This is a genomic window from Streptomyces sp. NPDC029164, from assembly GCF_055563995.1.
The window spans coordinates 14549-41159 of record NZ_JBVHWW010000001.1 but is presented as its reverse complement, the minus strand read 5'-3'; the positions used below and the strand labels follow the sequence as shown (position 1 = coordinate 41159).

The 26611-nt window shown below is 73.2% G+C and carries 18 protein-coding genes; 11 read left to right on the top strand and 7 right to left on the bottom strand.

What is annotated here, in order from left to right:
* Positions 1 to 105: 105 nt before the first annotated feature.
* The 3 genes from ACZ4VT_RS00145 (at position 106) to ACZ4VT_RS00135 (ending at position 8151) form a co-directional block, all read left to right on the top strand.
* Positions 106 to 4860, top strand: a complete 4755-nt coding sequence (locus ACZ4VT_RS00145; RefSeq protein ID WP_467945141.1) for a type I polyketide synthase — start codon at positions 106 to 108, stop codon at positions 4858 to 4860.
* Positions 4861 to 4870: 10 nt separating this feature from the next.
* Positions 4871 to 5620 (top strand): 4'-phosphopantetheinyl transferase family protein, encoded by a 750-nt coding sequence (locus ACZ4VT_RS00140; RefSeq protein ID WP_467945139.1) that lies wholly within the window; start codon positions 4871 to 4873, stop codon positions 5618 to 5620.
* An 80-nt stretch (positions 5621 to 5700) separates the two neighbouring features.
* Entirely contained in the window at positions 5701 to 8151 is a 2451-nt protein-coding gene (locus ACZ4VT_RS00135; protein ID WP_467945137.1) for a SpoIIE family protein phosphatase, read from the top strand.
* Between the two features lie 24 nt (positions 8152 to 8175).
* Here ACZ4VT_RS00135 and ACZ4VT_RS00130 read toward each other — a convergent pair whose 3' ends face one another.
* The 4 genes from ACZ4VT_RS00130 to ACZ4VT_RS00115 form a co-directional block, all read right to left on the bottom strand.
* A complete protein-coding gene (locus tag ACZ4VT_RS00130) occupies positions 8176 to 9162 on the bottom strand; it encodes a serine/threonine-protein kinase (protein ID WP_467945135.1) in 987 nt (328 codons plus the stop codon).
* 334 nt (positions 9163 to 9496) lie between these two features.
* Positions 9497 to 10105 (bottom strand): hypothetical protein, encoded by a 609-nt coding sequence (locus tag ACZ4VT_RS00125; protein WP_467945133.1) that lies wholly within the window; start codon positions 10103 to 10105, stop codon positions 9497 to 9499.
* A gap of 141 nt (positions 10106 to 10246) precedes the next feature.
* Positions 10247 to 10723 carry a hypothetical protein gene (locus ACZ4VT_RS00120; protein ID WP_467945131.1) on the bottom strand — a complete coding sequence of 159 codons (477 nt, stop codon included), beginning with the start codon at positions 10721 to 10723 and terminating at the stop codon, positions 10247 to 10249.
* A 112-nt stretch (positions 10724 to 10835) separates the two neighbouring features.
* On the bottom strand, positions 10836 to 11441 hold the full coding sequence (locus ACZ4VT_RS00115; RefSeq protein WP_467945129.1) for a hypothetical protein: 606 nt from the start codon (positions 11439 to 11441) through the stop codon (positions 10836 to 10838).
* Between the two features lie 335 nt (positions 11442 to 11776).
* Here ACZ4VT_RS00115 and ACZ4VT_RS00110 point away from each other — a divergent pair, with 335 nt between their 5' ends.
* Positions 11777 to 12751, top strand: coding sequence for a zinc-binding dehydrogenase (locus ACZ4VT_RS00110; protein ID WP_467945127.1), 975 nt, complete (start codon positions 11777 to 11779; stop codon positions 12749 to 12751).
* A gap of 712 nt (positions 12752 to 13463) precedes the next feature.
* On the opposite strand, the gene dacB is transcribed toward ACZ4VT_RS00110, so the two are convergent.
* Positions 13464 to 15128: a D-alanyl-D-alanine carboxypeptidase/D-alanyl-D-alanine endopeptidase gene (dacB, locus tag ACZ4VT_RS00105; RefSeq protein WP_467945125.1), complete on the bottom strand. Its 1665-nt coding sequence runs from the start codon at positions 15126 to 15128 to the stop codon at positions 13464 to 13466.
* Positions 15129 to 15318: 190 nt separating this feature from the next.
* Here dacB and ACZ4VT_RS00100 point away from each other — a divergent pair, with 190 nt between their 5' ends.
* From ACZ4VT_RS00100 to ACZ4VT_RS00085, 4 genes are all read left to right on the top strand, one after another.
* Positions 15319 to 16053: a TetR-like C-terminal domain-containing protein gene (locus ACZ4VT_RS00100; protein ID WP_467945123.1), complete on the top strand. Its 735-nt coding sequence runs from the start codon at positions 15319 to 15321 to the stop codon at positions 16051 to 16053.
* A gap of 43 nt (positions 16054 to 16096) precedes the next feature.
* Positions 16097 to 17257, top strand: coding sequence for an MAB_1171c family putative transporter (locus ACZ4VT_RS00095; RefSeq protein ID WP_467945121.1), 1161 nt, complete (start codon positions 16097 to 16099; stop codon positions 17255 to 17257).
* Positions 17258 to 17560: 303 nt separating this feature from the next.
* Positions 17561 to 18013, top strand: a complete 453-nt coding sequence (locus ACZ4VT_RS00090; RefSeq protein WP_467945119.1) for a helix-turn-helix domain-containing protein — start codon at positions 17561 to 17563, stop codon at positions 18011 to 18013.
* Positions 18010 to 18588 (top strand): toxin, encoded by a 579-nt coding sequence (locus ACZ4VT_RS00085; protein WP_467945117.1) that lies wholly within the window; start codon positions 18010 to 18012, stop codon positions 18586 to 18588. The genes ACZ4VT_RS00090 and ACZ4VT_RS00085 overlap by 4 nt, the downstream gene beginning before the upstream one ends.
* Positions 18589 to 18596: 8 nt before the next feature.
* Here the strand turns inward: ACZ4VT_RS00085 and ACZ4VT_RS00080 are convergent, their stop codons facing one another.
* Entirely contained in the window at positions 18597 to 21917 is a 3321-nt protein-coding gene (locus ACZ4VT_RS00080; protein WP_467945115.1) for an aminotransferase class I/II-fold pyridoxal phosphate-dependent enzyme, read from the bottom strand.
* Positions 21918 to 21943: 26 nt separating this feature from the next.
* Complete coding sequence (locus ACZ4VT_RS00075) at positions 21944 to 22885, bottom strand: NAD-dependent epimerase/dehydratase family protein (protein ID WP_467945113.1); 942 nt, start codon at positions 22883 to 22885, stop codon at positions 21944 to 21946.
* A gap of 253 nt (positions 22886 to 23138) precedes the next feature.
* On the opposite strand from ACZ4VT_RS00075, the gene ACZ4VT_RS00070 reads away from it, so the two are divergent.
* The 3 genes from ACZ4VT_RS00070 to ACZ4VT_RS00060 all read left to right on the top strand — a co-directional run bounded on the left by ACZ4VT_RS00070 (position 23139) and on the right by ACZ4VT_RS00060 (position 26577).
* Positions 23139 to 25667 (top strand): CHAT domain-containing protein, encoded by a 2529-nt coding sequence (locus ACZ4VT_RS00070; protein ID WP_467945111.1) that lies wholly within the window; start codon positions 23139 to 23141, stop codon positions 25665 to 25667.
* 21 nt (positions 25668 to 25688) lie between these two features.
* Positions 25689 to 26015 carry a hypothetical protein gene (locus ACZ4VT_RS00065; protein WP_467945109.1) on the top strand — a complete coding sequence of 109 codons (327 nt, stop codon included), beginning with the start codon at positions 25689 to 25691 and terminating at the stop codon, positions 26013 to 26015.
* Positions 26016 to 26100: 85 nt separating this feature from the next.
* Positions 26101 to 26577, top strand: a complete 477-nt coding sequence (locus ACZ4VT_RS00060) for a hypothetical protein (protein WP_467945107.1) — start codon at positions 26101 to 26103, stop codon at positions 26575 to 26577.
* The last annotated feature ends 34 nt before the right edge of the window (positions 26578 to 26611 follow it).

Sequence of the window (26611 nt, the reverse complement as noted above, 5' to 3'; positions counted from 1 at the left end):
CCTCCCGGTTCCCGTACCTCCCGTTCCCGCAGACCCCCGTTCCGACAGACCCCGTTCCGACAGACCTCACCCCCGCACGGGTGATCACGACAAGGAAGACCCGTCATGACCGACATCGCCATCACCGGACTCGGCTGCCGCTTCCCCGGCGCCCCCGACATCCGCGCCTATTGGAAGCTCCTGCTGAGCGGGGAACGCCAGTTCTCCGCCGTCCCGGCCGAGCGCTGGAACCACGAGATCTTCCACCGGCCCGGCGACCGATCGGCCCCCAACGCCGCGTACACCGACCAGGTCGCGTTCCTGGACGACGTGGACCGGTTCGACGCCCTGCACTACGGGGTGCCGCCCGCGCGCGCCCGGTCCATGGACCCCCAGCACCGGCTGATGCTCGACATCGCCCGCGAGGCCCTCGACGACGCGGGGATGGGCCGTGGCGACTTCGACCGCGAGAACACCGGTGTCTTCTTCGGAGCGTCGGTGTCCGACTACAAGGATCTCATGGCCGCTCCCCTGCGGGCCATCTCCCTGGCCGAGGAGTCGCGGGCGGCGGACCGCCCCGGCGGCCTCGACGCCGTCAGGGAGCAGGCGGCCGAACTCGGCACCATCCACTCCTTCACCCTGCCCGGGAGCCTGCTCAACATGGCGTCCGGCACCGTCAGCCGGCACTTCGGCCTCGGCGGCCCCAGCTTCACCGTCGACGCCGCCTGCTCCGGTTCGCTGGTCGCCCTCGACCAGGCGATCGCCCAGATCCGCCAGGGCGGTTGCCGGATCGCCGTCGTCGGCGGCGTGTACCTCAACCTCACCCCGGACAGCCTGGTCGGCTTCTCCAGGCTCCGCGCGCTGTCCGCCACCGGGGTGTGCCGGCCGTTCGACGAGGCCGCCGACGGCTTCGTCCTCGGCGAGGGGGCCGGCGCCGTCGTCGTACGGCCGCTCGCCGACGCCCTCGCCGCCGGCGACCGCGTCTACGCGGTGGTCAGGGGCATCGGCTCGGCCAACGACGGAGCCTCCCCCGGCCCGCTGGTCCCCACCGCCGAAGGCCAGCTGCGCGCCATGCGCCGGGCCTACGATGACGCCGGGGTCGCCCCGTCCTCCGTGGGCTTCATCGAGGCCCACGGCACCGGCACCACCACGGGCGACCGTGCCGAGGTGGAGGCCCTGCGCCGGCTGCGCACCGAATACCCCGACGACGACCCCTCGCTGTCCTACCTCGGCTCCGGCAAGGCCCTCATCGGGCACTCCCTGTCCGCGGCCGGCATCGCGGGTCTGATCAAGACGGCCCTGATCGTCCACCACCGCACGATCGTGCCGCAGCCGGTCACCACGCCCCATCCCGACCTGGGCGTCTCCGCCGCGGGCCTGCGCTTCGCCGACACCGCGCGGCCCTGGCCGGGCACGGGCACCCCGCGGCGCGCCGCCGTCAGCTCCTTCGGTTTCGGCGGCACGAACGTGCACGTCGTGCTCGAGGAGCAGCCGGCTCCCGCCCGCGGCCACGCCCCGGTGCGCGCCGAAGGCCCCCGGCCCCAGCTGCTCCTCCTCTCGGCCGGCAGCCCCGCGCTGCTGGAACGGCACATCGACGAGGTGCTCGACATGGTGGAGGAGGCCGCGCCCGTGCCGATCGCCGCGCTGGCCCACACCCTGGGCGCGCGCGAGCCGCTCACGACGCGGCTCGCGATCGTGGCCGCCTGCACGGAGGAGTTCACCCGGCGGCTGCGCCACGCCCGCGGGCAGCTGGCCGAAGGCGCCCGCGGCGACCTCGGCGACGGCGCCTACGCCGCCGACGCCCCGCTGCCGGAGGCCGAACGCCGCATCGCGTTCCTCTTCCCCGGTCAGGGCAGCCAAGCGCCGGGCATGATGCAGGACCTCTACGACCGGTTCGCGGGCTTCCGCACGGACGTCAACGTCCTCAGCGCCGTCGCCCGCCGCGACGCCGGCTTCGACCTCGCGGACCTGCTGTACGGCGAGGCCCCGACCGCCCACGGCGGTCCCGAGGAGCACAGCCGGCGGCTCGCCGGCACCGATGTGTGCCAGCCGCTGCTCGGCACCGTACAGATCGCCGCGACCCGGCTGCTCGGCCACTGCGGCATCGCGCCCGGCCTGGCCCTCGGCCACAGCGTCGGGGAGTTCGCCGCCGCCGCGGCGGCCGGAGCGCTCACCGACGAGGACACCGTCCGGCTGCTGGTCCACCGGGGCGCGGCCCTCCGCGAGGCCGAGACGGGCCTCGGGGGCGGGATGCTCGCCGTACAGACCGACAAGGACACCTGCCGCCGGCTCATGACCGGCATCGACGACGTGTGGCTCGCCTGCTTCAACCAGCCGCGGCAGGTCGTGGTCAGCGGTACCCCCGAGGGGCTCGCCGCGGTGCGGCGGGCCTGCGCCGAGGCCCGGGTGGTCACGGCGGCGCTCGACGTGTCCAACGCCTTCCACTCGCCGCGGCTGGCCTCCGCCGAGGAGGCCGTGCGCGCGGACCTCGCCGCCCTCCGCATCGCCGGCCCGGTCCTGCCGTTCGTCTCGTCCGTGAACGCGGAGGTCTGCGCCGACCCCGAGGGGTTGCGCGAACTGTGGGCCCGGCACGCGTCCGCTCCGGTCCACTTCGGCGACGCCGTCCGGACCGCCTACGAGCAGGGGGCGCGCGTCTTCCTCCAGGTGACCGGCGGCAGCTCGCTCCTCGCCTCGGTCCGCCGCAACCTCACCGGCCACGGCGACGTGCACGTCGTGCCCGCCGGCGAGGTGGCTCCGGACGGCGGGCGCGGCTTCGTACGGGCCCTCGCCCGGCTCGCGGTCCTGGGCGTCCCGGTCGACCCGCGCGCCCTGGTGCCCGAGGAGGACCGCCGCCTGCTGGACCTGCCGGTGGCGAAGCTCGCGACGCAGTCCTACTGGGTGCCGCGCGGGCGCCCCGCCAAGAAGAAGGACGCCTGCGCCACCGCCCCGCCGGCCCGGCCCGTATCCCCGGAGGAGACCTTGATGAACGCCCCGATCGAAGCCCCCGTGACCGCCCCCGTGACCGCTCCCGTGACCGCTCCCGCGGCCGCCCAGGCGAACGACCCGATGGGTGAGCTGATCCGGCTGGTCCGGCAGCAGGTGACGCTGCTCGCCCGGCTCACCGAGGCGCTTCCCGTACGGAACCCGGCCGCGGAGGCCGCCGAGCAGGTCGAACCTGTCGAACCGGCGCCGAGGCCCCTTGCCCCCGCCATCCCCGCCGTCCCCGCCATCCCCGCCGACCCGCCGGTTTCACGCCCGCCGGCCGCGGAGGAGCCCTCACCGGCCGGTGACCTCGACGAGTTCACCGAAGGCGTGCTCGCGCACGTGGCCCGGATCAGTGCCTTCCCCGTGAGTCACCTGCGCGTCGACCAGCTGCTGATCGACGAGCTCGGTTTCGACTCGCTGATGCTGACGGACCTCTTCACCGCCCTCACCCGGCAGTGGCCGCGGTGGACGTTCGACGAGGACGCCGCCGACCGGCCGACCGCCGGGAAGATCGCGGCAATGATCGCGAACGGCTGCGGCGCGGACGCGGCACCGGCCCCCACACCCTCCACCGCACCCGCCGGCGCACCCGAGGGCTTCCCCGTACAGCGGGCCGGCCACGGTGAGGAGAGCCCGCCAGCGCCGGCGCCCGGCCCGCCGGCCGCGCCGCTGCCCGAGGAGCACACGCGGATCGAGTGCTTCCCGGAGGTCGCCGCCCACGGCGAGCGCCTCTCCGCACTCAGCGGGCTGGGGGTGCCCAATCCGTACTTCCTCGTCCACGAACGCGGGATGACGGACACGACCGTCGTCGACGGCCGGGAACTCCTCTCCTTCTCCAGCTACAACTACCTGGGCATGGCGACGCACCCCCAGGTGAACGAGGCGGCCCGGGACGCGATCGAGCGCTGTGGCACCTCGGTGTCGGCCAGCCGGCTGCTGTCCGGCAGCCGTCCGCTCCACCTGGAACTCGAGGCGGAACTCGCCGGCCGGCTCTCGTGCGAGGCCGCGGTCACCCTGGCCAACGGGCACGCCACCAACGTCACCGTGATCGGTCACCTCGTCGGCCCCGGGGACCTCGTCATCCACGACGCGCTCGCCCACGACAGCATCCTGCAGGGGTGCAAGCTCTCCGGCGCGACCCGGCGGCCCTTCCCGCACAACGACGCGGCCGCCCTGGACGCGATCCTCACGCAGGTCCGCCACCAGTACCGGCGGGTCCTCGTCGTCATCGAGGGCGTGTACAGCATGGACGGCGACATCGCCGACCTGCCCGCCCTCGTCGAGGTCAAGCGCCGGCACGGCGCGCTGCTGATGATCGACGAGGCGCACAGCATAGGGACGATCGGTGCGACGGGACGCGGCATCGGCGAGTACTTCGACATCGACCGCTCGGCGGTCGAACTGTGGTCGGGCACGCTGTCCAAGGCCCTTGCCAGCTGTGGCGGCTACGTCGCGGGGAAGCGCTCGGTCGTCGAGTACCTGCGCTACACCGTTCCGGGCTTCGTCTTCAGCGCCGGTATGACCCCGGCCGACACCGCCGCGTCCCTGACCGCGCTGCGCCTGCTGCGTGCCGAGCCGCGGCGCGTGGCACGGCTCGCGGAGAACGCCGCGCTGTTCGTCCGCCTCGCCCGCGATGCGGGGATCGACGTCGGGAACAGCCACGACACACCGGTGGTCCCGTGCATCGTCGGGGACTCGCTGAAGGCCCTGCGGCTCGCGGAGGCCCTGTTCCAGCAGGGCATCAGCGTCAACCCGATCCTCTATCCGGCCGTACCGGAGGAACTGGCCCGGCTGCGCTTCTTCCTCACCTGCGAGCACACGCCCGACCAGATCCGGCACGCGGTGACGGCGCTGGAGCACGAGCTGCGGCACCTGACGACCGCCCGAGCGGCCTGACCCCGCGGCCATGAACACCACCGCCATGAACACCACCGCTGCGGGCACCGCCTTCCGGGCGATCACGCCGGGCCGCATCCACCGTTGGGGCGGAGCCCGCCTCCTCGTGGCCCGGTTCGCCGACCTCGACGCGCCCCCGTCCCTCTCCCCGGCCGAGCGGCGGGTGGTCCACGCGCTGCCGGCCCGCCGGCAGGCCGAGTGGGCGGCCGGCCGGCTGCTCGCCAAGCGCCTGGTCGGCGACGCCCTCGCGGCACCGGCCGACGAGGTGGAGGTCCTCCCCCGGGACGACGGCAGCCCGTACGTCGTCATCAGCGGCAGCCCGATGCCGGCTGTGCACGTCTCGATCAGCCACACCGCCCGCCACGTCGCCGCGGCCCTCGCACCCGAAGCGGTCGGAGTGGACCTGTGCGAGACGGCCTCGGCCCCTGCGGTACGCCGTGTCGCGGACCACGCCTTCTCCCCCGGGGAGCTCTCCCGCATCGAGGCGGACCGGCCCGATGACCTGGCCGGCGCCTGGGCGCTCAAGGAGGCCGCGGTCAAGGCCGACCGGAGCAGCATCTTCGGCGCCGCCCCGCGCCTCGTGGAAATCCTCGGCCTCCGGCCACCCGTGCTCAGCGGACGGCGCCGCGCGACGGTGTGGCGTGCGCGAGACGTGGTCCTCGCCCTCGTCCTCGCGCGTCCCCGCGCGCTCCCCGGGCCGGGCGGGCTGAGCGCACCCCCTTGGCAGCACTGCGTTGGTGCTCCTCGGCCCGCCGGATGATGCTTGTCAGTGGAGCCCCTGGCCGTGCGGGTTGCCGTGGAAGCACGGCGAGGGAACTAGCGAGGGCGAGATGAGCGGCGATGGAGCAACTTCCCACCTCTCCTGGTGAGGGCCCGGCGGAGACGAACGCCTCCGACGGCTCGACCTACACGGCCACGGCCACCCTCAGCGAGCAGGGCATCGTGACCGAGTGGAGCGAGGACGCCCATCGGCTGCTCGGCTACGCGCCCGCCGAGATCGTGGGACTCCCCGCCGCCCGTCTGCTCGCCGACGGCGCCGGGAACGCCGAGGACGTCGACGAGAGCGCCGGGCGGATCCCGTCCGGGCTGGACCGGTGGAGCGGCACCGTGGCGCTGCGGCACCGGGACGGCCGGCGGATGGAGCTGAGACTGCTCGCGCACCGCTGGACGTCCACCGGCGGGAACACCAAGTGGTTCGTGGTGTCCGCCGTTCCGGGTGAGCCCCGTACGCCCTGGGACGAAGCGCTGAAGGAGTGGACGTTCACCCAGTCCCCCTGTTTCCTCGCGGTCTTCGACGCGGACCTGCGGCTGGTGCGGGCGAACGCCGGCATGGAGCGCGCGCTGACCCTGACGGAGAACGAGATGCGCGGGCTGCGGCTGCCCGAGATCGCCCCGGATCCGGTCAGCGACGAGACCGAGCGCAGGATGCGCCTGGTGGTGGAGACGGGGGAGCCGCAGCACGTCGACGCCTTCGTCCGTCCCACGGGCGCGCCGACGGAGCAGGGCCTCGCGGCCTCACTGGCCCCCTTGCGGGACGCTGACGGACGGGTGCGCGCCGTGTGTCTGGCCGCGCACGAGAAGAGCGGAACCGCCGGTGAGCGGCCGCAGCTGCTCCTGTCGGACGTCGACACCGCCGGCATCGGCACCACCATGGACAGCGCCCGCACCGCGGAGGAGCTCGCCGGCGCGGCCGTCCCCCGGATCGCCGACTTCGCCGTCGTCGACCTGCTGGAGCCTCCCCCGCGCCCGGACGAGCACGCGTCCAGGCCGGCGGCGGGACCGGTCACCGTGTCCCACGTCGCCGTGCGCTCGCTCCCGGAGGGCAGCCTGGAGTCCCAGGTCCCCATCGGCGGGACGGCCGTCTATCCGGCGCTGTCCCCTCCCGTCGAGTGTCTGGCCGCGGGGCGCGGCGCCGTGTACCCGACCTCGGACCCGGCGGTCGCCCGCTGGGTGGCCCAGGATCCGGGAGCCGCCTGGATCAGTCACTCCGGGACCCACTCGATGATGATGGTGCCGCTGCGCGCCGGAGGGACCACGCTCGGTCTGGCCGTCTTCAGCCGGCACCAGCGGCAGGATCCCTTCCACCCGGAGGACCTGTGGCTGGCCGAGGAGCTCACGTCCAAGGCGGCCGTCAGCATCCACAACGCGCGCCGGCACACCCGCGAGCACACCAGCACCATGACGCTGCAGCGCAGCCTGCTCCCGCACTCGCTGCCCGACCACCCGGCCCTGGAGATCGCCTCCCGCTACCTGCCCGCCGGCACCGATGCCGGGGTGGGCGGTGACTGGTTCGACGTGATCCCGCTGTCCGGCGCACGGGTGGCCCTCGTCGTGGGCGACGTCGTCGGTCACGGCATCCGCGCCTCCGCCACCATGGGCCGGCTGCGCACCGCGGTGCGCACGCTGGCCGACGTCGACCTGCCGCCCGACGAGCTGCTCACCCACCTCGACGACCTGATCATCCACCTGTCCGCCGACGAGGGCGAGCAGGGGGCCGCCGCGGAGGCCGCCGGCGGCATCGGCACCACCTGTCTGTACGTGGTCTACGACCCGGTCACCCGCCGCTGCACGGTCGCCCGGGCCGGCCACCCCCCGCCGGCCGTGGTCTCGCCGGAGGGTTCCGCGTACCTCCTCGACGTCCCGGCCGGACCGCCGCTGGGCCTGGGGGGCCTGCCCTTCGAGACCATCGAGGCCGAGATCCCCGAGGGCAGCCTGCTCGCCCTGTACACCGACGGCCTGCTGCAACCCCGCGAGCGGGACATCGACGAGTCGCTGGACAGCATGTTCGCGGCCCTCGTACGTCCCGCCGCCAGCCTGGACACGGTCTGTGACCGCGTTCTGGCGGCTCTGTTGACCCACCGTCCCGACGACGACGTCGCCCTGCTCGTCGCCCGGACCCGGGCCCTGCACGCCGACAAGGTCGTCGTCTGGGAGCTGCCGTCCGATCCGTCCGTCGTCGCCCGGGCCCGCCGGTACACCACCGAGCAGCTGACGGCCTGGGGACTGGACGAGGCCGCCTTCGTCACCGAGCTCGTGGTCAGCGAACTGGTGACCAATGCCATCCGCTACGGGGCGCCCCCCATCGAGCTGCGGCTGATCCACGACGACAGCACCCTGCTCTGCGAGGTCTCCGACGCGAGCAGCACCGCCCCGCACATGCGCCGTGCCCGGACGTTCGACGAGGGAGGGCGGGGCCTGCTGCTGGTAGCCCAGCTCGCCCAGCGCTGGGGCACCCGGCACTCCGCCCTCGGCAAGACCATCTGGGCCGAGCAGTCGCTCGCCGGGTTCTGAGGACTACGGTCAGCCGGACGGGGGTCAGCCGGACGGGGAGTGGAAGACCGGCAGGGCCCAGAGCGGAGGGTCCGGCGGCGGCTCCAGGGGTTCCACCCGGTGCGACGGGCCGTCCTCCCGCCTGGCGCCGCCTCCGGCGGCGGCGCGCAGGGCCCCCACGAACTCCAGGCAGGAGTCGTAGCGGTCCTCCGGAACCTTCGCCAGGGCCTTGGCCAGGACTTCGTCGACGGCGGGCAGGATCCCGGGCCGCCTCTCCGTCAGGGGAGGCGGCTGGTCGTACTGGTGCGCCCACAGCAGCGCCACGTCCTCGTCGCGTACGAAGGGGGGTCCGCCGGCGAGGGTTTCGTAGACGACGCAGGCGAGGCTGTAGAGGTCGCACCTGCCGTCGACCGGGCGGCCGGTGATCTGTTCCGGCGCCATGTAGTCGAGGGTGCCGACGAACTCCCCCGCCGTGGTGAACCCGCTGAGCGACAGGGACTTCTTCGTCAGTCCGAAGTCCGTGAGGTAGATGTGTTCCGGGTGGTCGCTGTCGGTGCCCGCGGCGACCAGGATGTTGCCGGGCTTGACGTCCCGGTGCACCAGGTCGTGCTCATGGGCCGCGTCGAGGGCGGACGCCACCTGGGAGGCGATGCGCAGGGCCGTCGCGACGGGGAGCGGGCCCTCCCGGTCCAGCAGGGCCCGCAGGTCCAGGCCGGAGACGTACCGCATGGCGATGTAGAGGACGCCGTCGGTCTCACCGGCTTCGAAGATCGGCACGATGTGCGGGTGGTCGATCTTCGCGGCGACCCGCGACTCGTGCGTGAAACGGCGGCGGAAGGTGTCGTCGCGGGCGCGCTCCGGGGCGATCAGCTTGAGTGCGACCGTGCGGTCCAGGCGCAGGTCCTTGGCGGAGTAGACGACGGCCATGCCACCGCGGCCGATCAGGCGCTCCACCCGGTAGCCGGCGATCTGCTTGCCGATCAGGCCGGAGGGCCGGCCCGTGTACACGCTCAGGTCGGATGCCGAGGCCATCAGGTGCCCGCCTCAGCCGGCCTGCCGGACAACGGCGGGGCGCCGGCGCGATGTCCGTGGGCGAAGGTGCCGATCATGCCGACCCCGTCCTCGATGGAGCGTCGCCCGAGGGACGACATGGCTGAACGGGTCGCGCTCGACGCGACGGTGTCGGCTCGGGCGCGAAAATGACGCGCCAGGCCGCTCTTCCACACCTGAAGTCTATCCAGTGGTCCATACGAGTGCCCCTTCACGAGTTCCCCTTCACGAGTGCCTGCGAAGCGGAACGGGTCCCCGGCACGTGGTGCCGGGGACCCGTGGCGTGGCGCCGGTGGCGTGGCGCCCGTGGTGGGGGTCAGCCCATGCCGCCGTTGCCGCCGCGGCCGCCGAACCCGCTGGTCTCGCAGCCGATGCCGACGCAGAGGCCGCCGTCGCCGCCGAGGCCGCCCTCGCCGCCGTCGCCGCCGGGCGACGCCGCCCCGCCGGTACCGCCGTCGCCACCGTTGACGCTGCCGTGGCAGACGCCGGCGCAGACTCCGCCGTTGCCGCCCGTCCCGCCGGTGCCGCCGCCGGGCCGGCCCGTCACTCCGGTGCCGCCGTTGGCGCTGCCGTTGCAGAGACCGGCGCAGATGCCGCCCTTGCCGCCCTCGGTGCCGTTGACCGAGCCGTTGCACTTGCCCGCGCAGACCTTGTCACCGACGCGGACGCTGTCCTTGTCGACCTTGACCTTGCCGGTGAGCTGGTCACCGTACTTGCCGATCGCCCCGCCGCGGCCGAAGCGGTTGCCGCCCGTCTGGGTGTCGCCGCCGCCGGGTGCGGGGCCGTGCTGTTGGGTGACGGCCGTCTCGACCGGCTGGCTCGGCAGCGCCGGAGCCGCCGTGGCGGCCGTCGTCATCGCACCGGCGCCGAGCAGGGTCGTCGAGATGAGAAGGCCGAGACGGAACTTCCAAGATCGCACGCGCATGAGATTCTCCCTTGTCTGGAAACTGATGTCCGCCGAGCGGTTCGGTTGGTCGAATTCCTCGCCGTGGAAATTCCGCCGGCGCAAAACACTCGGGGCGCTCCGGCCGCATCGGGTCGGAGCGCCCCGAGGGGGATTCGTGCCTCAGGTCGAGGAGGAGAAGCCGTCTCCCATGAGGGCGAACCAGTTGCCCTGCAGGTAGTCGTCCTTCAGATTGTCGAGCTGGTCCTCGGAGAGGTCGTATTTCTTGGCGATCTTCTCCTTCATCTCGTCGGAGTCGTCGACCAGCAGGATCATCACGATGTGGACCTTGTCGACCATCGAGAGGTCGGACTTCGACTTGTCGGGCAGGTCGTCGAACCGGAAGCAGCCCACTCCGCCGGGCTTGCCGGGCTCACCCGGCTTGCCGGGCTCGCCACCCCTGCCACCCGCTCCGCCCTTGCCACCTTCGCCGCCACGGCCACCCAGCGCACAGTGCGAGGGCTGCTCGGCCACGACCGAGGAGCTGGTGCCCGCCGGGGCCTTGAACTCCGACGCTTGCGCGGCGCAGGCCGTGCCGGTGACGAGGGCCAGAGAGGCCGCCGCCAGGATGAGCGGACGCTGCCAGGTGCACGTGAACATGGGGTTCTCCGTTTCCAAAGGACAAGAAGGTGTGGATGGGGGGTTGGGGGTTGGGGGGGGTGGGGTGGGGTGGAGGCCCGGAGACCTCCACCCCGTCGGATCAGTGCGCCTTCTAGAAGATGGAGCCACCACCGGCTCCGGCGTCGCCGCCGAGGCCACCGATCAGGCCGCCGAAGCCACCGTCTCCGGCGTCACCGCCGGCACCGCCCTGAAGGAAGCTGAAGCCGCCCTTGCCGCCGTTGCCGCCCTTGCCGCCGACGAGCCGGCCGTCACCGCCGCCACCGCCGGCGCCACCGCCGCCGCCTTCGAGGATTCCGAAGCCGCCCTTGCCGCCGTCGCCGCCGGCGCCACCGATGCGACCCTCGCCGCCACCGCCGCCGCCACCGCCGCCACCGCCGACGAGCAGCCCGTCCCCGCCGTTGCCGCCGAGGCCGCCCTTACCACCGGTCCCGTTGACGCTGCCGCCACCGGCACCGCCGGAACCGCCACCGCCTCCGACGAGGCCGCCGCTCCCGCCCTTGCCACCCTTGCCTCCGGCGCCTCCGTCGGTCGGGAGGAGGATCGAGTGCACGTGGTCGGGCATCGGAGCCGCCGTCGCAGCAGAGGCCGGCACGAGGATCCCTCCGAGCACCACAGCGGCCGATGCAGCCAGCGTCGCGAAGCGGAAGCCCTTGCGGGTGGGGCGGACGGTGCTGTTGGTGTGCATCTTGCGGTTCATGGTTTTCTCCTACCGATTTAAGAGGGATATTGACCTGCCCGGATTTCCGGGACGGTGCGGTGATACTGGCGAGAGGAGGAGTCCCTTTGCGAGGAGTTCCTTCTGTACCTTTCGCTTCGTTTCCTTTCCGCTCCTCAAGTAAGCCCCGGGCGGCACCCCCGGGTCATGTTCCGGAATCTCGGGACTTGACACCCGCCTAAACGCGGGGTAAAACTCCGCGCGGCCGGCGCCCCGAGGGACGGACGGCCCTCGCTTGACCTCAACCGCACTTGATGTCCGAGGCTCGCGGCACGGGCACCGGAGGGACCGGAGGCCCTGCTGGAGGGGTGAGTGCCATGCGTGCGACACAGGCGATCGGGTTCGGCGGTCCGGAGGTACTGGTTCCCACGGAGGTGCCCGAGCCGGCGGCCGGCCCGGGACAGGTGCTGGTCGCCGTCGCCGCCGTGGACACGATCTTCGTGGAGACCCAGGTGCGCGGCGGGTGGGGCCGCGAGCACTTCCAGGTCACGGCGCCCTACCTGCCGGGCGGCGGCATAGCCGGTACCGTCCGCGCCACCGGCGAGGGAGTGGACCCGGCCTGGCAGGGCCGCCGGGTCGTCGCCTCCCTCGGCATCGCCGGCGGCGGCTACGCGGAGCTGGCCCTGGCCCCGGCCGAGGGGCTGGCCGCCGTACCGGACGAGGTCTCCTTCACCGATGCGGCGGCCCTGGTGCACGACGCCGTGACGGCCGCACGGCTGCTGGACACCACCGCGCTGCGACCCGGCGAGCAGGTGCTGATCCTGGGCGCCTCGGGCGGCATGGGCACCGTACTGGTCCAGCTGGCGAAGGCTGCGGGCGCCCGGGTCGTCGGCGTGGCCCGCGGCGACCGCAAGACCGCCCTCGTACGGGAGTTGGGAGCGGACGCCGTGGTCGACGCGACCGGACCCGGCTGGGTGGAACGGGCCCGCGAGGCGCTCGGCGGCGCGGGGGCGGACGTCGTCCTGGACGGGGTGGGCGGCGAGGTCGGCCTGGCCGCGTTCCCCCTGGTCCGGGCGGGCGGCCGGTTCTCCGCCCACGGCGCCCCGACGGGCGGTTTCGCCCCGGTGACCCCGGCGGACGCGGCGGCCCGTGACGTCCGCCTGCTCGGCATCGCGGACGTCCAGCTGACGGCCCCGGAGCACGCCGCACTCGCGGTACGGGCCTTGCGGGCGGCGGCCGAGGGCACCCTGCGCCCCGTGATCGGCGCCACCTTCCCCCTGGAGCGCGCGGCGGCGGCGCACGCGGCGATCGAGTCCCGGGAGCTCGTGGGCAAGACCGTGATCACCGTGTGAGGGGCCTTCCGGTGAGCGGGGCGCCCGTCACCCTGCGGGGGACGCGGTACATGGCGCCGGCGGGGCGACGGGCAGCCTGTCCTGCGACGGACGATGCCGACCGCGTACCGGGGAGCGACAGTGCCGGTGTCTGCTCCCCCGTGGCCGCCCCGGCCCCGGTGCACGCACACCGGGCACGGCCCGACGTACGCGTACATGCGCGGCCTCGCACGGCACCCGGCCTTCGCCGCCTCACGCCGGCGCGACCGGGGCAGACTGCGGCGGGCGGGTGGACGCCCCTGGCTGTGCCGGGTCGCACGGCCCGCCGGGCTGGACACCGTGTGCGCGGCCGAGCGCCGGCGGATGGCCGCCGGGCACTGGAGCGCCTCCGCGAGCCCTGGCCCCCGTGCGCGCGGGACGTCTGGAGCCTGTGGAGCCGCTACGTGTGGCTGGGGTAGCGGCACCGGTCCGCGCTCCGCGGTCTGTCGGGATCAACGCCTGCGACGCGTGGCAGCGCAAGCATCCTCGACCGGTGTCCGTCGCTCGGCGCGCGCCACGCGGTGCCGTTCCGCCGCCGCGCGGCCCGGCCGGGGACCTTCACCGCGGGACTCGACGCCTTCGATGCCTGCGTGGCCGGTGGCGAACCGATCCTCCTGCCCGTGCGGTCGCGGGGCTTCGCCCGGGAGGCGACGGCCCACCTGTGTGCCGAGCACCACGGCGGACTGTCGTGCCATCAGGGGGAGGGCGAGGGCGCGGGAGACTCCTGGAGGTAGGCGGCGATCAGGGCGAGGTCGTTGGCGATGGTCAGCACTCCCGCGGGGTCGGTGGTCGGCGTGGAGGCGCCGTTGACTCCCGCGTAGAAGGTGTCGTAGCGGCCGCCGCCCTTGTCGAGGTAGCCGGCGATCGTGATGGCGCCGACGGCCAGCCGGTCGTTGAGCGCGTCGCCTCCGACAGCCGCACCGGTCTTGGCGAACACCTTCCCGCGCGCCGGACAAGTGCGGCAGTTGTCGGCCAGCAGTCCGTCGACGCCCAGGATCGGCAGGGCCTCCCGGAAGAGCCGCGCGTCAGGGGTGCGCTGCCAGTACGCCAGCATCTGCACCAGCGCCTGCGGGGTCACGCGGTCCGCCGGGTTGCCGCCCCGGCCGTCCATGAGCTGGGCCTGCTCGCGGTCGACGCCCGCCCGGTCCAGGAAGTCGGCGAGCACGGGGAAGCCGTCCTCGCACTGGCGGCTGCCGGTCGTGACCGCCATCAGGCAGATCCCGAGGTTGGCGCCGAGGTTGTGGCTGACCTTGAGGATCAGCTTGGCGTACTGGGCGTAGGGCGGGGAGGTGTACGCGGCCACCCGCGGCCGCCCCGCGTAGTCGCGCGGCAGCCGGGCGACCGGGTTGGGGCCGGCCGGGTCCGCGGTGACCCGTACCCCGGCCCGGCGGAGCGCCTCGATCAGCGCGGTGCGGCCGAAGGCGGCCGGATCGGTGATCGGTGAGGTGCGCAGCAGGGGCTCGGCGTCCGCCGCGATCGTTCCGGACAGCCGGATCCGGGTGCCGCCGTCGGTGGCCGTCACCGTGACGGCGGTCGGCTCGCCGGCCGCGACGGTCTTCACGGTGGAGGTGACCCGGTACGGGGCGACCTTCGGCCGCCAGTCCAGCCGGGCGTCCGCGCCGGCCCGGTCCCCGGGGGTGGTCATCAGGTCGATGAGGTTGTCGTTGATGATCAGCGGCGTCGGGGTGGGGTCGAGGACGGGGTCGGGGAGGAAGAGCCGGCTGTCGACGATCACGTCGCCGTCGACGCGGGTGATGCCGGACGCGCGGACCTGCCGGGCGAGCTGGTCGATCCCGGCGAGGGGGTTCTCCGGGGTGAGGGTCGCGCCGGGGAAGTCGTTGGCGTAGGTGTGGTCGAGGTCGGTGTAGGCGACCGTGCCGTCGGGCCGCGTCCTGCCGCCCATGGTGAGGTCGCCCTGGGCGACGAGGTCGAGGTCGCCGGTGAGCGTGGCGCCGCTGCGCTCGCCGACCGCGTAGAGGGGGGTCACGAAGCGGTGGCCCGCGCCGAGGGTCTGCCACGGGCCCGAGACGCTGATCAGCTTGGCGGTGGAGCCGGGGATGAAGAACTGGCCGGGAAACATGCTGTGCACCACGCGCCCGTCGTCCGGTGCGGTCTGGAGCAGGCCCCATTGGGCATGGCTGTACTGCGGCTTCCGCATGATCTCGGTGATGCGCGGATCGAGCGGGCCCTGCTCCGCGTCACCCGACGGCGACGGAGAGGGAGAGGGCGAGGGCGCGGGAGAGGGATCCGCCGCGGCCGCCGTACCCGGGGCCAGTGCCGCGAAGAGCAGTGCGGCGCAGGCGGCGGCCAGGCCCCGCCGCAGCCGTGCGGAGTGGACGGAGTGGATCGGACTGCTCACAGCGCGCTCCGTTCGTCGCGGCTGCCTGGTCCCCGAGGCCGTGTGAACAGAGTGGCACGGCCGGATTCGACTTGCATGTCACGCCCTCCGAGGGCCTCGGATGCCGTGCCGTGGCCGGATCTCGGCGCTGGGCCGTGATGCTCCGGAGGCAGCCCTGACGGCTGTTGCCGGCGGCGGGTACGGTTCCGGCATGAATTCCGCAGCAAGTTCGAACGGCGACGACGGGGCGACGACGAAGGCCGCGACGGTGATCAAGGACACCGCACGCCGTCAGTTGGCGGAGCTGGGGGCCGCAGGGCTGTCCCCGCAGGCGGTGGCCCGTGCCGGCGGTCTCGCCGTCGCCGATGTCGAGGCCGTGTTCCCGCACCGGGACGACCTGTTGACCGCGCTGGTCATCGACGCCTACGACGCGTCGGGCGCCGCGATGGAGGAGGCCGACGAGGCCGCCGTCAAAGCCGGCGCCACGGCGGGTGCCCGGCTCCTCGCGGTGACGCGCGCGCTGCGCCGGTGGTCCTTCGCCAACCCCGCCGAGTTCACCCTGATCTACGGCTCCCCCGTGCCGGGCTACCACGCCCCGCAGGACACGGTCCCGCCGGCCTCGCGCACGCCCGGGGTGCTCGCGGGCATCGTGCGGTCGGCGCTGGTGGGCGGTGAACTCTCCCCGCCGCGGCGGGCGGTGCCCGGTCCGCCGCTGCTGCTGCCGGCCGCCGTGGAGGCGTTCGGCGGTGTGCCCGAGGCTCCGTTCTCGGACATCATCGAGCGCGGCATCGTCCTGTGGAGCAATCTCGTCGGGCTCCTGGTGTTCCAGGTCTTCAGCCGCACCCACGACAGCGTCCGGGACGAGGCCGCGTTCTTCGACTACTCCATCGCCGTGGCGGCCGAGAGCATCGGGCTCGTGGTCCCCTCGGGCGAGACCACCGACTGAACCCCTGTCCGCCGCAAGCGCGGCACGTGCAGAAAAGCGGGACGTGAACACCACCAGAACCCTCTGCTTCGTCATAGCGGCGCTGTCCTCGTACGCGGCGCTCGTCTACCGTCTGTGCCAGGCACGCCGCAGTTGGCGGGACAGCGCCTACCGCGCGCTGATCGCCACTCTGCTGCTCCAGTGCCTCACCTTCACCATGGGTGCCTTCGCCATGGGCGGCAAGAGCCTCCTGGGCGTCGGGAACCTCGCCATTCTCGTCATGCACCTGGCCGCGGTCGCCTTCTGCGTCAGCGCGCAGATCATCCTGCTCCGGTGGGCGGCCGCGGACGAGGCGACGGTGCGCAGGACGCGCTACTGGCTGGTCTCCGGCATCGTCCTCGACGTGCTGCTGACGGCCCTGTTCTTCGTCGCCGACGGCCCGGCCCGGCCCACCTCGGACTTCGACGGCACCAGCGAGCCGCTGATGCTCACGTACCTCCTGGTGTTCATCGTCTCCCAGGCGGTTCCGTGCGTCACCATCTACCGGCAGTGCGGCCCCTACGCCCGGATGACGGACAACACCACACTGCGCCAGGCCCTTCGGCTGCTCTCGGTGGCCGCGGTGGTCCTCTTCCTCTACTGCCTGGCCAGGACGGTCAACATCCTCACCGCCGCGGGGGGTGTCGACATCGGCGCCTGGAAGGTCGCCGCTTCGGTCTTCAGCGCCGCGGGCATCGTCCTGCTCTCGCTGAGCCTGACCAACTCCTCCTGGGGGCCCTCGGCCACCCGGCTCCTGGAGTGGTCCCGGACCTACCGGACCTACCGCGCGCTGTACCCGCTGTGGCGGGACCTGTACGAGGCCTCCCCGGACATCGCCCTGGAGCCGCCGGGTGCGTCGGTCGCGGACCTCGACTACCGCCTCCACCGGCGCGTGGTCGAAATACGCGACGGTTGGCGGGACTTGCGCCCGTACATCGACCGCACGGCCGGCGGCGCGGACCGGCCCGGCGGGCCGGGCGGGGAGGCGAGTGAGGAGCTGCGGCAGGCGTTCACGGAGGCGGCGCAGATCAAGCAGGCTCTGCTCGCCAAGCGGACCGGTACCGTCCCGTACGACAACAAGGACGCGGGCGACTTCGACGACCGCGACACGGACAACTTCAGTGCGGAAGTGGCATGGCTCACCCAAGTCGCAGCCGCCTACAGTAAACTCGGCACCGCGAGTTGAGAGCTCCCGCCCGGTTTGCATCCCCCGTCAAACCGGGCGGGCATGCCCGTTCCGCCCGATTCACATCGGGCTGGACGGGCGGACTCCCGCCCGGACTGGCCCGGCCCATCCCCCGAGGGCCGGGCCAGTCCGATGTCGCCGGCAGCCGACTCCGTGAAGCCCCCGTGAGTCGACTTAGCTGACAGCTATCGGCGAGACCCCAACGGTGGCGGATTCCCGGCCAATTGTCAACTGACTGCTAATCTGTGAGACTGACAGATAGCCAAGGGCTATGCCGAGGAGGTGACGGGAGGAAGATTCACCATGACCGGGACGGAAAGCGGGTCCGATGACCGGCCCCTGCTCGCAGTGCGCCTCGACGACCTGTTCAAGACGGTTCGCCCCAAGGGCAAGCACTGGACCAATGCCGAGGTGGCGGAGGAGCTGAAGCGCGCCCATCCCGAACTCAAGGTCGGGGGCGTGTACTTGTCGCAGCTGCGGACGGGCAAGCGTTCCAACCCCTCACCCGACCTCCTGGCGGCCCTGGCCCGCTTCTTCGGCGTTTCGGTCGCCTACTTCTTCGACGACCAGGTCGCGGAGTCGGTGCTCAGCCAGGTCGCCGCCATCGAGGCACTGCGCCAGTACGGGGTCCGCGCGGTGGCGATGCGCGCGGCCGGGATGAAGAAGGAGAACCTCCAGGCCATCACGGCCATCATGGACCAGTACCGGCAGATGCAGGGCCTGCCGCCCGTCACCGACTCCTCCCAGCCCGAATGAGGGCCTCGCGGAAGGAACGGTCGGCCGACCAGGACCGGCGCAGCGGGCTCAAGAGGCTCCGCAAGGCCGGCGCCCGGCGGATCGCCGAACTCGACCTCCCCGAGGTGACCGACGTGGCCGGACTGTGCCGCCACCTCGGCGAGGTGCGCGACCGTCCGATCACGCTCGTCCCGATGCAGATGCCCTCCACGCATCCGTGCGGCATGTGGGTCGCCGCACGCGACGAGGACCTCATCTTCTACGACGCCAACACGACCAGCGCGCATCAGGAGCACATCATCTTGCACGAGCTGGGCCACATCATCTGCTGTCATCGAGGAGCGGGCGGGCTGGACGAGGCGGCCGCCCGCCTCCTCTTCCCCAACCTCGACCCCCAACTCGTACGGGACATGCTCCTGCGCGCGACGTACGACGACGTCCAGGAGCAGGAGGCGGAGATCATCGCCTATCTGCTCTCCCAGCGGATGGGCGGCGCCGAACACCGGCACGGCGCTCCCCCGGCGGCGGACGCGGACGAGGCCGGCGACCCCGGCAGGAGCGCCGTGCTCAGCCGGATCGAGCGCACCCTGTTCTGAGGAGTCGCTCAGTGCCCTGTGGAGTTCACCTCCTCGGCGAGGACCGAGACGGCCCGTCTGATGTCGTCCTCGCGGTGTTCGCTGGTCAGGAAGAACCGCAGCCTCGACAGCCCGTCCTCCACGGCGGGGTGCACGATCGGGTCCGCGATGATCCCGCGGTCGAACAGCCCGCCCGCGACGCGCAGGGTCCGTGCCGAGTCACCGAGGACGCACGGCACGATCGGGGTGTCGGCGCTGGAACCGGTGGCCAGACCGGCCGAGGCGGCCAGGCCGAGGAAGAGCCGGGCGTTGGCGTGCAGGGCGCGGACCCGGTGCGGCTCCGCCGCGATCAGCTCGGTCGCGGCCAGCGCCGCGGCCGCGTTGGCGGGCGTCAAGCCCACGCTGTAGACGAAGCCCGGGAGCGTGTGGCGCAGCCAGCGCACCATCCGGGCCGAGCCGCCGAGGTACCCGCCGCAGCTGGCGAAGGCCTTGGAGAGGGTGCCCATCCACAGGTCCACGTCGGACCGGTCCACGCCGAAGAACTCCCCGACGCCCCGGCCGTGTTCGCCGACCGTGCCGATGCTGTGCGCCTCGTCCACCAGCAGCAGGGCGCCGTAACGCTTCTTCAGCTCGATCACGGCGGGCAGGTCGACGAGGTCGCCGTCCATGCTGTAGGCGCCCTCGACGGCGATCAGCACCCGCCGGAAGCGGGACCGGTTGAGCCGCAGCATGTGTTCCAGCTGCCCGATGTCGTTGTGGGCGAACGGGCGTCGCGCCGCCCCGGACAGGGCGCAGCCCTGGAGGATGCTGTCGTGGGCGAGCGCGTCGTGCACCACCAGGTCCTGCGCGCCGACGAGGTGCCCTATCGCGGTGACGTTGGTGGCGTGGCCGCTCACCAGCGTCAGGCAGTCCCCGACGCCGAGGAACTCGGCCAGTGCCCGCTCCAGGCGGACCGTCAGCTCCCGTTCGCCCGACAGCACGCGGCTCGCGGAGACCGAGGTCCCGTACCGGTCGACCGCCCGGTGCGCTGCCTCGTTGACCGCGGGATGTCCGGAGATCCCCAGGTAGTTGTAGCTTCCGAAGGACAGGTACGCACGCCCTCCGATCACCGTGGTGTCGCGGACGTTGCCCTCGTGGACGCGGAAGTACGGGTACTGCGCCCCGCTGTCGGCGACCGCGGCCAGGCGCTGCTCGAACCGGCCCACCTCGGGGAAGTCGTCGACGCTCGCCGTCGCGGCGCCCCACTGCGGCGGCGTCTCGCGGGGCGACGGCAGTGCGGGGGGCGCCGGCTCGGCGCGGTCCGGATCGACCAGGGCGATCAGCCGGCCGACGGTGAGTCCGGGCGTGAAGAGCTCTTCGGTGCGGAAGCCCGGTACGCGCTTGCCGATGTTGACCTCCAGTTCCTGGAGCATCAGGGAGTCGAAGCCGAGGTCGGTCACCAGCGTCATCCGTTCGCTCACGTCGGAGAGCGGGAAGACGCCGGTCCGCGACACCTCTTCGAGCACGACGGCCGCGGCGGACGCGCCCGCGGGCCACGGCGAGCCCGCGGGCTCCGCCTCCCCGGGCCGCTCGACCGGCGCGGCGGGGTCCGGCAGGTCGCGCGCCGACTCGTCCACGACCCAGTGCCGGCGCGGGGCGAGCGGACTCGGCGGGAGGGTGCACGGGGGCATGCGCTCCGTCCCCGTACGGGGCTCCGGTACGGCCTCCCGGCCCGGGCCGGGGTCTCCGGTGCCGCCCGCCTCGACGGCCTCGGCCGCCGCGGTCAGCCGGGCCACGGCGTCGGCGGTGTCCCGCACCACGAGGGCGAGGTGTTCCGTGAGGGGGGTCCGGCGGGCCAGGGTGTCCGCCACCGCGGCGAGCGGCGGCCGGTCCTCGGTGAGGGTGTGGGCCACTTCCCGGGCGTAGCGGGCCAGCCCGGCCCGGTCGCGGGCACTGAGGACCAGCCGGTGCGGTCCCGCGGCCGGCGCCGGGCGGGCCGGCGGGGCGCACTCCTCGACCACCATGTGCACGCCCGTGCCGCCGAAGCCGAAGGCGCTCACCCCCGCCCGGCGCGGCCGGCCGTCCTCCGGCCACGGGGTCGGCGCCGTGGCTACGGTCAGCCGGGCCGCGTCCAGCGCGGAGCGGTCGGCCGGGTCGAACTCCGGCTGGGGCGGTATCACTCCCCGCTGCACGGCCAGGACGGACTTGATGAGCCCGGCCATGCCGGCGGAGTTGAGCGAGTGGCCGATCACCGCCTTCACCGCCCCGAGGTAGGCGGGTGCGGCCCCCTCACCGCGCAGTTCGCTCAGAACGCCCAGCTCGACGGGGTCGCCGACCGTCGTCCCGGTGCCGTGGGCCTCCAGGTAGCCCACCGCGTCGGGGGGCAGGTCCGCGTCCCGGTACGCGCGGCGCAGGGCCCGGAGCTGGCCGGCCGCACGGGGGTACATACCGCCGTGCACGGTCCCGTCGTTGGCCGTTCCCACCCCGCGGATCACCGCGTAGACCCGGTCGCCGGCCGCCAGCGCGTCGGACAGGGGCCGCAGCACCAGGACCCCGGCTCCCTCTCCCAGGACGAAGCCGTCGGCCCGCGCGCCGAAGGGCAGGCACCTTCCGCTGCGCGAGAGGGCGCCGATCCGGCACAGCCCCACCAGCAGATCGGGGGCGAGTATCAGCTGGGCGCCGCCGGCGAGTGCGATGCGGGACCGGCCCGCGCGCAGGGCGTGCACGGCGTTGGCCACGGCCATGAGGCCACCGGAGCAGGCCGAGTCCAGCGCGTAGCTCTCGCCGTGCAGGTCGAAGACCGAACTGATCGCGTTGGGGCCCATGTTGAGCAGCAGCCCGGCCACGGACGTGCCGTGCAGGCCGTCGACCGCGCGGACGGTCTCCGGCCACCGGAGGTCGGCCGCCCGCGCACCGAACTCGCCGCCGGCCAGCTGGCGCATCCGGATCTGCAGGGTGCTGAGCTCGCGGTAGCCGCTCTCGGTGAGCGCGGTGATCACCGAGGTCTCCTCGCGGTCGAAGCCGTCGGCCTCCCACCCCGCGTCCTGGATCGCCTCGCGGGCGAGGTCGATCAGCAGCCGGTGCTGGGGGTCCATCGCCCTGGCCCGCCGCGGCGGGATGCCGTAGTGCGCGGCGTCGAAGTGGCCCACGTCCGGGAGCAGCGCCATGGTGTCCGTGTAGGCCGAGGAGGTGTCACGGGCGTCGTCGCCGAGGAAGGCGGCGGTGCGCCAGCGCGAGTCCGGGATGGCGGAGAACTGCGCCTGAGGTGCCGTCAGAAGCCGCCAGTACTGGTTCACATCGCGCGCTCCGGGGAACCTGCACGCCATCCCCACGACGGCTATGTCGTCGCGCGCCGCGCGCCTTGGGTCCACGGTGGGATCCGTTCCTGTCGCCGCGGTCACCCGGTGACCGCCAGGCGCTCGCGCCACCAGTCCACGGTCTCCTTGACCTGTTCGTCGAGGGGCGTGGCCCTGCCGCCGAACGCCGCCTCGTACGCGTGCGCGTCGACGGTGAACGGGCGGTCGAACTGGTGGCGGATCTCCTTCAGTTCGCGGATCAGCGGGGAGAAGAGCGAGGCCAGGCCCAGCGCGGCCGGCGGGATCCGGCGCACCGCGACCGGTCCCGTACCCGCCTGGGCGGCCAGCCGGCCGACCATCTCCCGGACCGACAGCGCCGGCTCGGTCGGAACGTGCCACGGCCGCCCCCAGGCCCGCTCCTCCTCCGCGACCTCGACCAGGGTCCTGGCCACGTCGGGGAGGTACGTCCAGCTGTGCGGCGCGTCCGGGTCCCCGAGGGTGGAGACCGGCTTGCCCCGCAGCAGCGGTGGCAGGACCCGTCCGGCCAGGTGGCCTCCGTCGGTCACACCGGGTCCGAAGAAGTCCGAGGCCCGCACCTCGACCGCCCTGACCCGGCCCTGCTCGTGCAGCTTCCGCGCCTGCTCCCAGACGGCGGCGCGCACCCGTCCCTTGGTGCCGGTGGCCGCGAGCGGCAGCTCTTCGGTGAGGGGACCGTCCACCGGGCCGTAGCCGTAGAGGTTGCCCAGCATCACCAGGACGGCCCCGGTCTCCTCGGCCGCGGCGAGGACCGACGAGGCCAGGGGCGGCCAGGCACGCGCCCAGTGGTGGTAGGGAGGCGCGGCGCAGTTGTGGATCGCGGCGGCGCCCCGCGCCGTCTCGGTCAGCCGCGCGCTGTCGGTCGCGTCGAACGCGAAGTGCTGGATTCCGGGTTCCGGTTTTCTGCCCGACCTGGTGACCACCTTTACGGAATGGCCCCGTTCGGCCAGAAGCCGGGCGGTGGCCGCGCCGGCAGGCCCAAAACCGATGACGACATGAGAGCTCACGTACGCACACTAGCGCGAGCCGCCCGCGTCAGACGGCGTACGGCGGCATCCCCCCTGCCATCCGCTCCGAGCGGGCCGATAGTCGCCTACGGACTGCCGGATCACGACGTTCCGCCGCCCGGAGGCAGGACCCGCGTCCCCCGGTGCCGGCCCTCCGCGGTGTTATTCGTATGACTATTCCGTTTTCATGAGTATCGGCCGTTCGGGCGCGGCACCATGGCTGCTCTCAATGGGCGGGCACGCGGGGGAGCACATGAGGTTCACGGCGTACGACCGCGCTCTCGTCCTGGCGGGGCGCATGGCCCGGGACCGGAAGCTCCCGCTGCGCGGAGGACTCTCCACCCGCGGCACCCGGTGGACGGCGGCGCGCATCGACGCCTGTCTGCAGCGTCCCGAGGGCCTGCCGGCCCGTCGCCACCGCGAGCTGCTCGAACTCGACGGATTCCTGGGCGGGCTGAGCATCGCGGACTCGAAGGACCCGGGGAACGCCGGGCACTCCTGGGTACGGGCGATGCTCATCAGGATGACCGACCAGCCCTGGGAGCGCGGCGAGCTGCCGCCCAGGGACCGCCATCTCGCCCGGCTCTACGAGCTGCTGGGGCGCGAGTACGTGCGCTGCGCGGACTGGTCGACCGCGTCCGAGTGCTTCATCGGCGCCGCCCTCCACTGGGGCACACCCCGCCACAAGCGGCGCACGTACGCCCAGATGGTCGTCCTCACGATGAAGGAGGGGGACCACGCCGCCGCCCGGAACGGTCTGGAGATCCTCCAGGGCGCGACGCACGGCCCGTCCGCCGCCTTCCACCGGATCGCGGCCCGGATCCTGGACCCGGAGCCCCTGCTCGACGCGACCGCGGGCGAGGGCATCGAGCGGGTGCGCGAGCTGGGGATCATCCCCTACACCTACCTCGTCTCCTGCCTCGCGGAGCGCCTCGCCGCCGACGCGCAGCCGGAACGCGCCCTCGGCCTCCTCACCGGCGCCCTCGCCCGGCTCGCCGCGGACAAGGCCGACGACTGGCTGGTCGGGGAGCTGGAACAGGCGGCCGCGAGCATCTGGACCACGCTGGAGCGGTACGAGGAGGGCCTCGCCCTGGCCCTGTCCGCCTGGGCGAAGCTCGACGCGCAGCGGTACCGGGCGTGTTCGCACACCCAACGGCTCTCCCTCTGGAAGAACTTCGGGCCCACCCGCCGGGCCGCCCTGGTCTCGGCGGTCGCCCTGGGGGACGAACGGACGGTCGCCGAGCTGATCGAGTCGTGCAGGCTCCAGTCCCTGCTCGGCGCCGCCGTCGAGATCGACGACGACGAGAAGCTCGCCGAGACCGGGATCGAGGCCAGGACGGGCCCGGCGGACGCCGGGACGCAGAACCCGGACGGCGAGGACGCCGGGAGGGCCGTGACACCCGCCCCCACCGAGGAGGTCGGACCCGGTACGGAGGGCGGCAAGGACCTGGTCGTGTCCTCGGCCGTCTTCACCGCGTACCAGGACGCCCTCAACTCGACGCTGCTGCACTTCCCCGAGCCCGTCTCCTACCAGGGCGAGGCCCGCCTTCTGCCCCACTACCGCACCGCGCTGCCGCCGAAGGAGGCGCAGCGCCTCGCGGCCCGGCCACTGGACGACGCGCTGCCCGACGGCGTCTTCTGGGCGACCCACATCGAGGACGGTCTCCTCTTCTGGTTCCTCGCACGGGACGGCCGGCCCGCCGGGTTCGGTGTCCAGGACCTCCGCGAGTTCGACCGGATCAAGCCGGTCCTGCTGGGCCTGGCCGGGCATTCCCAGTCCTCCGAACGCAAGACGTGGAGCCTGTTCCCCTACAAGCGCGGCCCCGGGGACTTCTACGAGCCGTTCACGCAGCTGAGGAGCTGGAGGTCGGCGGAGGAACAGATCATCACCCGCACCATCGGGCAGCTCCTGCCGCCGCCGCTCATCGACGCGCTGCGGCGGTCCTGCGCGGACGAACCGCTCCGGCTCACGATCTCTGCGGCCCGCGAACTCACCTGCGTGCCCTGGGCGATCACGATGGTTCCCGGCACGGAGGAGCGGCTGATCGAGAAGGCGGTCCTGCGGATGTGGACCTCCACGCCGACGCAGCTCAAGCGCGCGTCCCGAGACCTCCGGCTGCCGCCCGGCGCGCCCGTGCCCTTCCTGCTGGCCTGCGACAACCCGGACGGGTCGCTGCGCGAGCGGACCGCGGACTCCGTGGTGAACGAGGCGGCCGCGCTCCTGACCGCCTCCGGGCCCGGCGGCCCCGGGACCAAGGACGCCCTGCTGGCCGCCCTGCACGAGATCGGACCCTCCACCCACGGGGTCTTCTTCTACCGCGGGCACGGGGTGCACGACAGCGACCCGGCCTGGTCGGCCCTGCCCCTGGCCGAGGAGACGTACGTACAGTCGGGCGAGCTCTTCGGGGCCTTCGACGACGGCACGCCCTTCCTGCCGATGCCCACGCGGGTGATCCTTTCGTGCTGTTCCAGCTCCAGCGCATCGGCCCTCGGCGGCGAGGGCATGGGGCTCGCGGCGGGCGTCATCCACTCCGGCGCCGATCAGGTGATCGCCACCTCGCTCGACATCCGCGACGCCTCCTTCACCGAGGCCTTCGAGGACCTCCTCGTCCGGGGAATGCTCGACGGGCAGCGGGCCGGCGACCACGCGGACCTGCTGAGACGGTTGCAGCTGCGGATGCTCACCGAGTGGAAGGTGTTCTCGGTGCGCGGGGAAGACCTCGACGGCGAGGAGATCCGCGATCCCCACCCCATCATCTGGGCCTCGTTCCAGGCGTACTGACCAACCGAGAGGACCTTCTTCATGATTGCCGTTTCGATGCCGTCGGACATCGCCGATCTGCTGGTCGCAGAAGGACTGGCCATCCGGCCGGGGGGCCGCGGCAGTGCGGCCGATTTCACCATCGTGGGCATCTCGGCCCTGTCCGCCACCGTCAGCCTCCTCCAGGGGCCCGACACCTTCCTGCGGCTCACGGAGCTCGTCCGCACCAACTTCGGGCGGTCCACCACCGGGGTCACGGTCGAGATCAAGGCGAACGGCGACACGGTGACCATCCGGGTTCCGGGCGACGCCGACGTCGTGACCGTCGCCCGCCAGGTCCAGGAGGCCCTGATCGGCGACGACGAATAGCCGCGGTCCGCATCGCTGTCGCGACCGGAAACCTTCTGCAACCATATGACTGCAAGCGGTAATCGAACGGGGCGGGGGCTTCGCCGTGGATCCGGCACTCTTGGAACTGGCCAGCATCAGCAGTACGGCCATCTTGGCGGCGGCGGCCACCGACGCCTGGCAGACCATGCGCTCCGGGGTCGCCGGACTCCTCAGGCGGCACGGTGAGAGCCGCGGCGGGAGCGCCGAGCCGGGCCTGCTGGCGCGGCTCGACCAGGACGCGGCCGCCCTGGAGGCCGTCGCCGAGGACGACCGGCAGGCGGCCCGCGACGAGCGGGCGGAGGCCCTGCGGACCCGGCTGGAGGACTGGCTCGCGGAGCATCCGCAGGCCGCCGCCGAGCTGGAGGCCCTCACCGCGCGGCGCGGCGGGCGGCCGGCGAGGAACGTCATGCACGTCAACGGCCAGGGACCGGGCCCCACTTACGGCGTGATGTACGGGACGATGAACGTCGACAACCGCGGGAACGACCGTGCCGGCGGTACCGACAGGAACGACGGTATCGACAGGAACGACGCTTCATGACGGGGCCGCAGGACACCCCGCACCCGTCCCGGCG

Bases quoted from the DNA above. Each gene is read 5' to 3' on its own strand.
- ACZ4VT_RS00145 (WP_467945141.1), top strand. From the start codon at position 106: ATGACCGACATCGCCATCACCGGACTCGGCTGCCGCTTCCCCGGCGCC.
- ACZ4VT_RS00140 (WP_467945139.1), top strand. From the start codon at position 4,871: ATGAACACCACCGCCATGAACACCACCGCTGCGGGCACCGCCTTCCGG.
- ACZ4VT_RS00135 (WP_467945137.1), top strand. From the start codon at position 5,701: ATGGAGCAACTTCCCACCTCTCCTGGTGAGGGCCCGGCGGAGACGAAC.
- ACZ4VT_RS00130 (WP_467945135.1), bottom strand. From the start codon at position 9,162: ATGGCCTCGGCATCCGACCTGAGCGTGTACACGGGCCGGCCCTCCGGC.
- ACZ4VT_RS00125 (WP_467945133.1), bottom strand. From the start codon at position 10,105: ATGCGCGTGCGATCTTGGAAGTTCCGTCTCGGCCTTCTCATCTCGACG.
- ACZ4VT_RS00120 (WP_467945131.1), bottom strand. From the start codon at position 10,723: ATGTTCACGTGCACCTGGCAGCGTCCGCTCATCCTGGCGGCGGCCTCT.
- ACZ4VT_RS00115 (WP_467945129.1), bottom strand. From the start codon at position 11,441: ATGAACCGCAAGATGCACACCAACAGCACCGTCCGCCCCACCCGCAAG.
- ACZ4VT_RS00110 (WP_467945127.1), top strand. From the start codon at position 11,777: ATGCGTGCGACACAGGCGATCGGGTTCGGCGGTCCGGAGGTACTGGTT.
- ACZ4VT_RS00100 (WP_467945123.1), top strand. From the start codon at position 15,319: ATGAATTCCGCAGCAAGTTCGAACGGCGACGACGGGGCGACGACGAAG.
- ACZ4VT_RS00090 (WP_467945119.1), top strand. From the start codon at position 17,561: ATGACCGGGACGGAAAGCGGGTCCGATGACCGGCCCCTGCTCGCAGTG.
- ACZ4VT_RS00085 (WP_467945117.1), top strand. From the start codon at position 18,010: ATGAGGGCCTCGCGGAAGGAACGGTCGGCCGACCAGGACCGGCGCAGC.
- ACZ4VT_RS00070 (WP_467945111.1), top strand. From the start codon at position 23,139: ATGAGGTTCACGGCGTACGACCGCGCTCTCGTCCTGGCGGGGCGCATG.
- ACZ4VT_RS00065 (WP_467945109.1), top strand. From the start codon at position 25,689: ATGATTGCCGTTTCGATGCCGTCGGACATCGCCGATCTGCTGGTCGCA.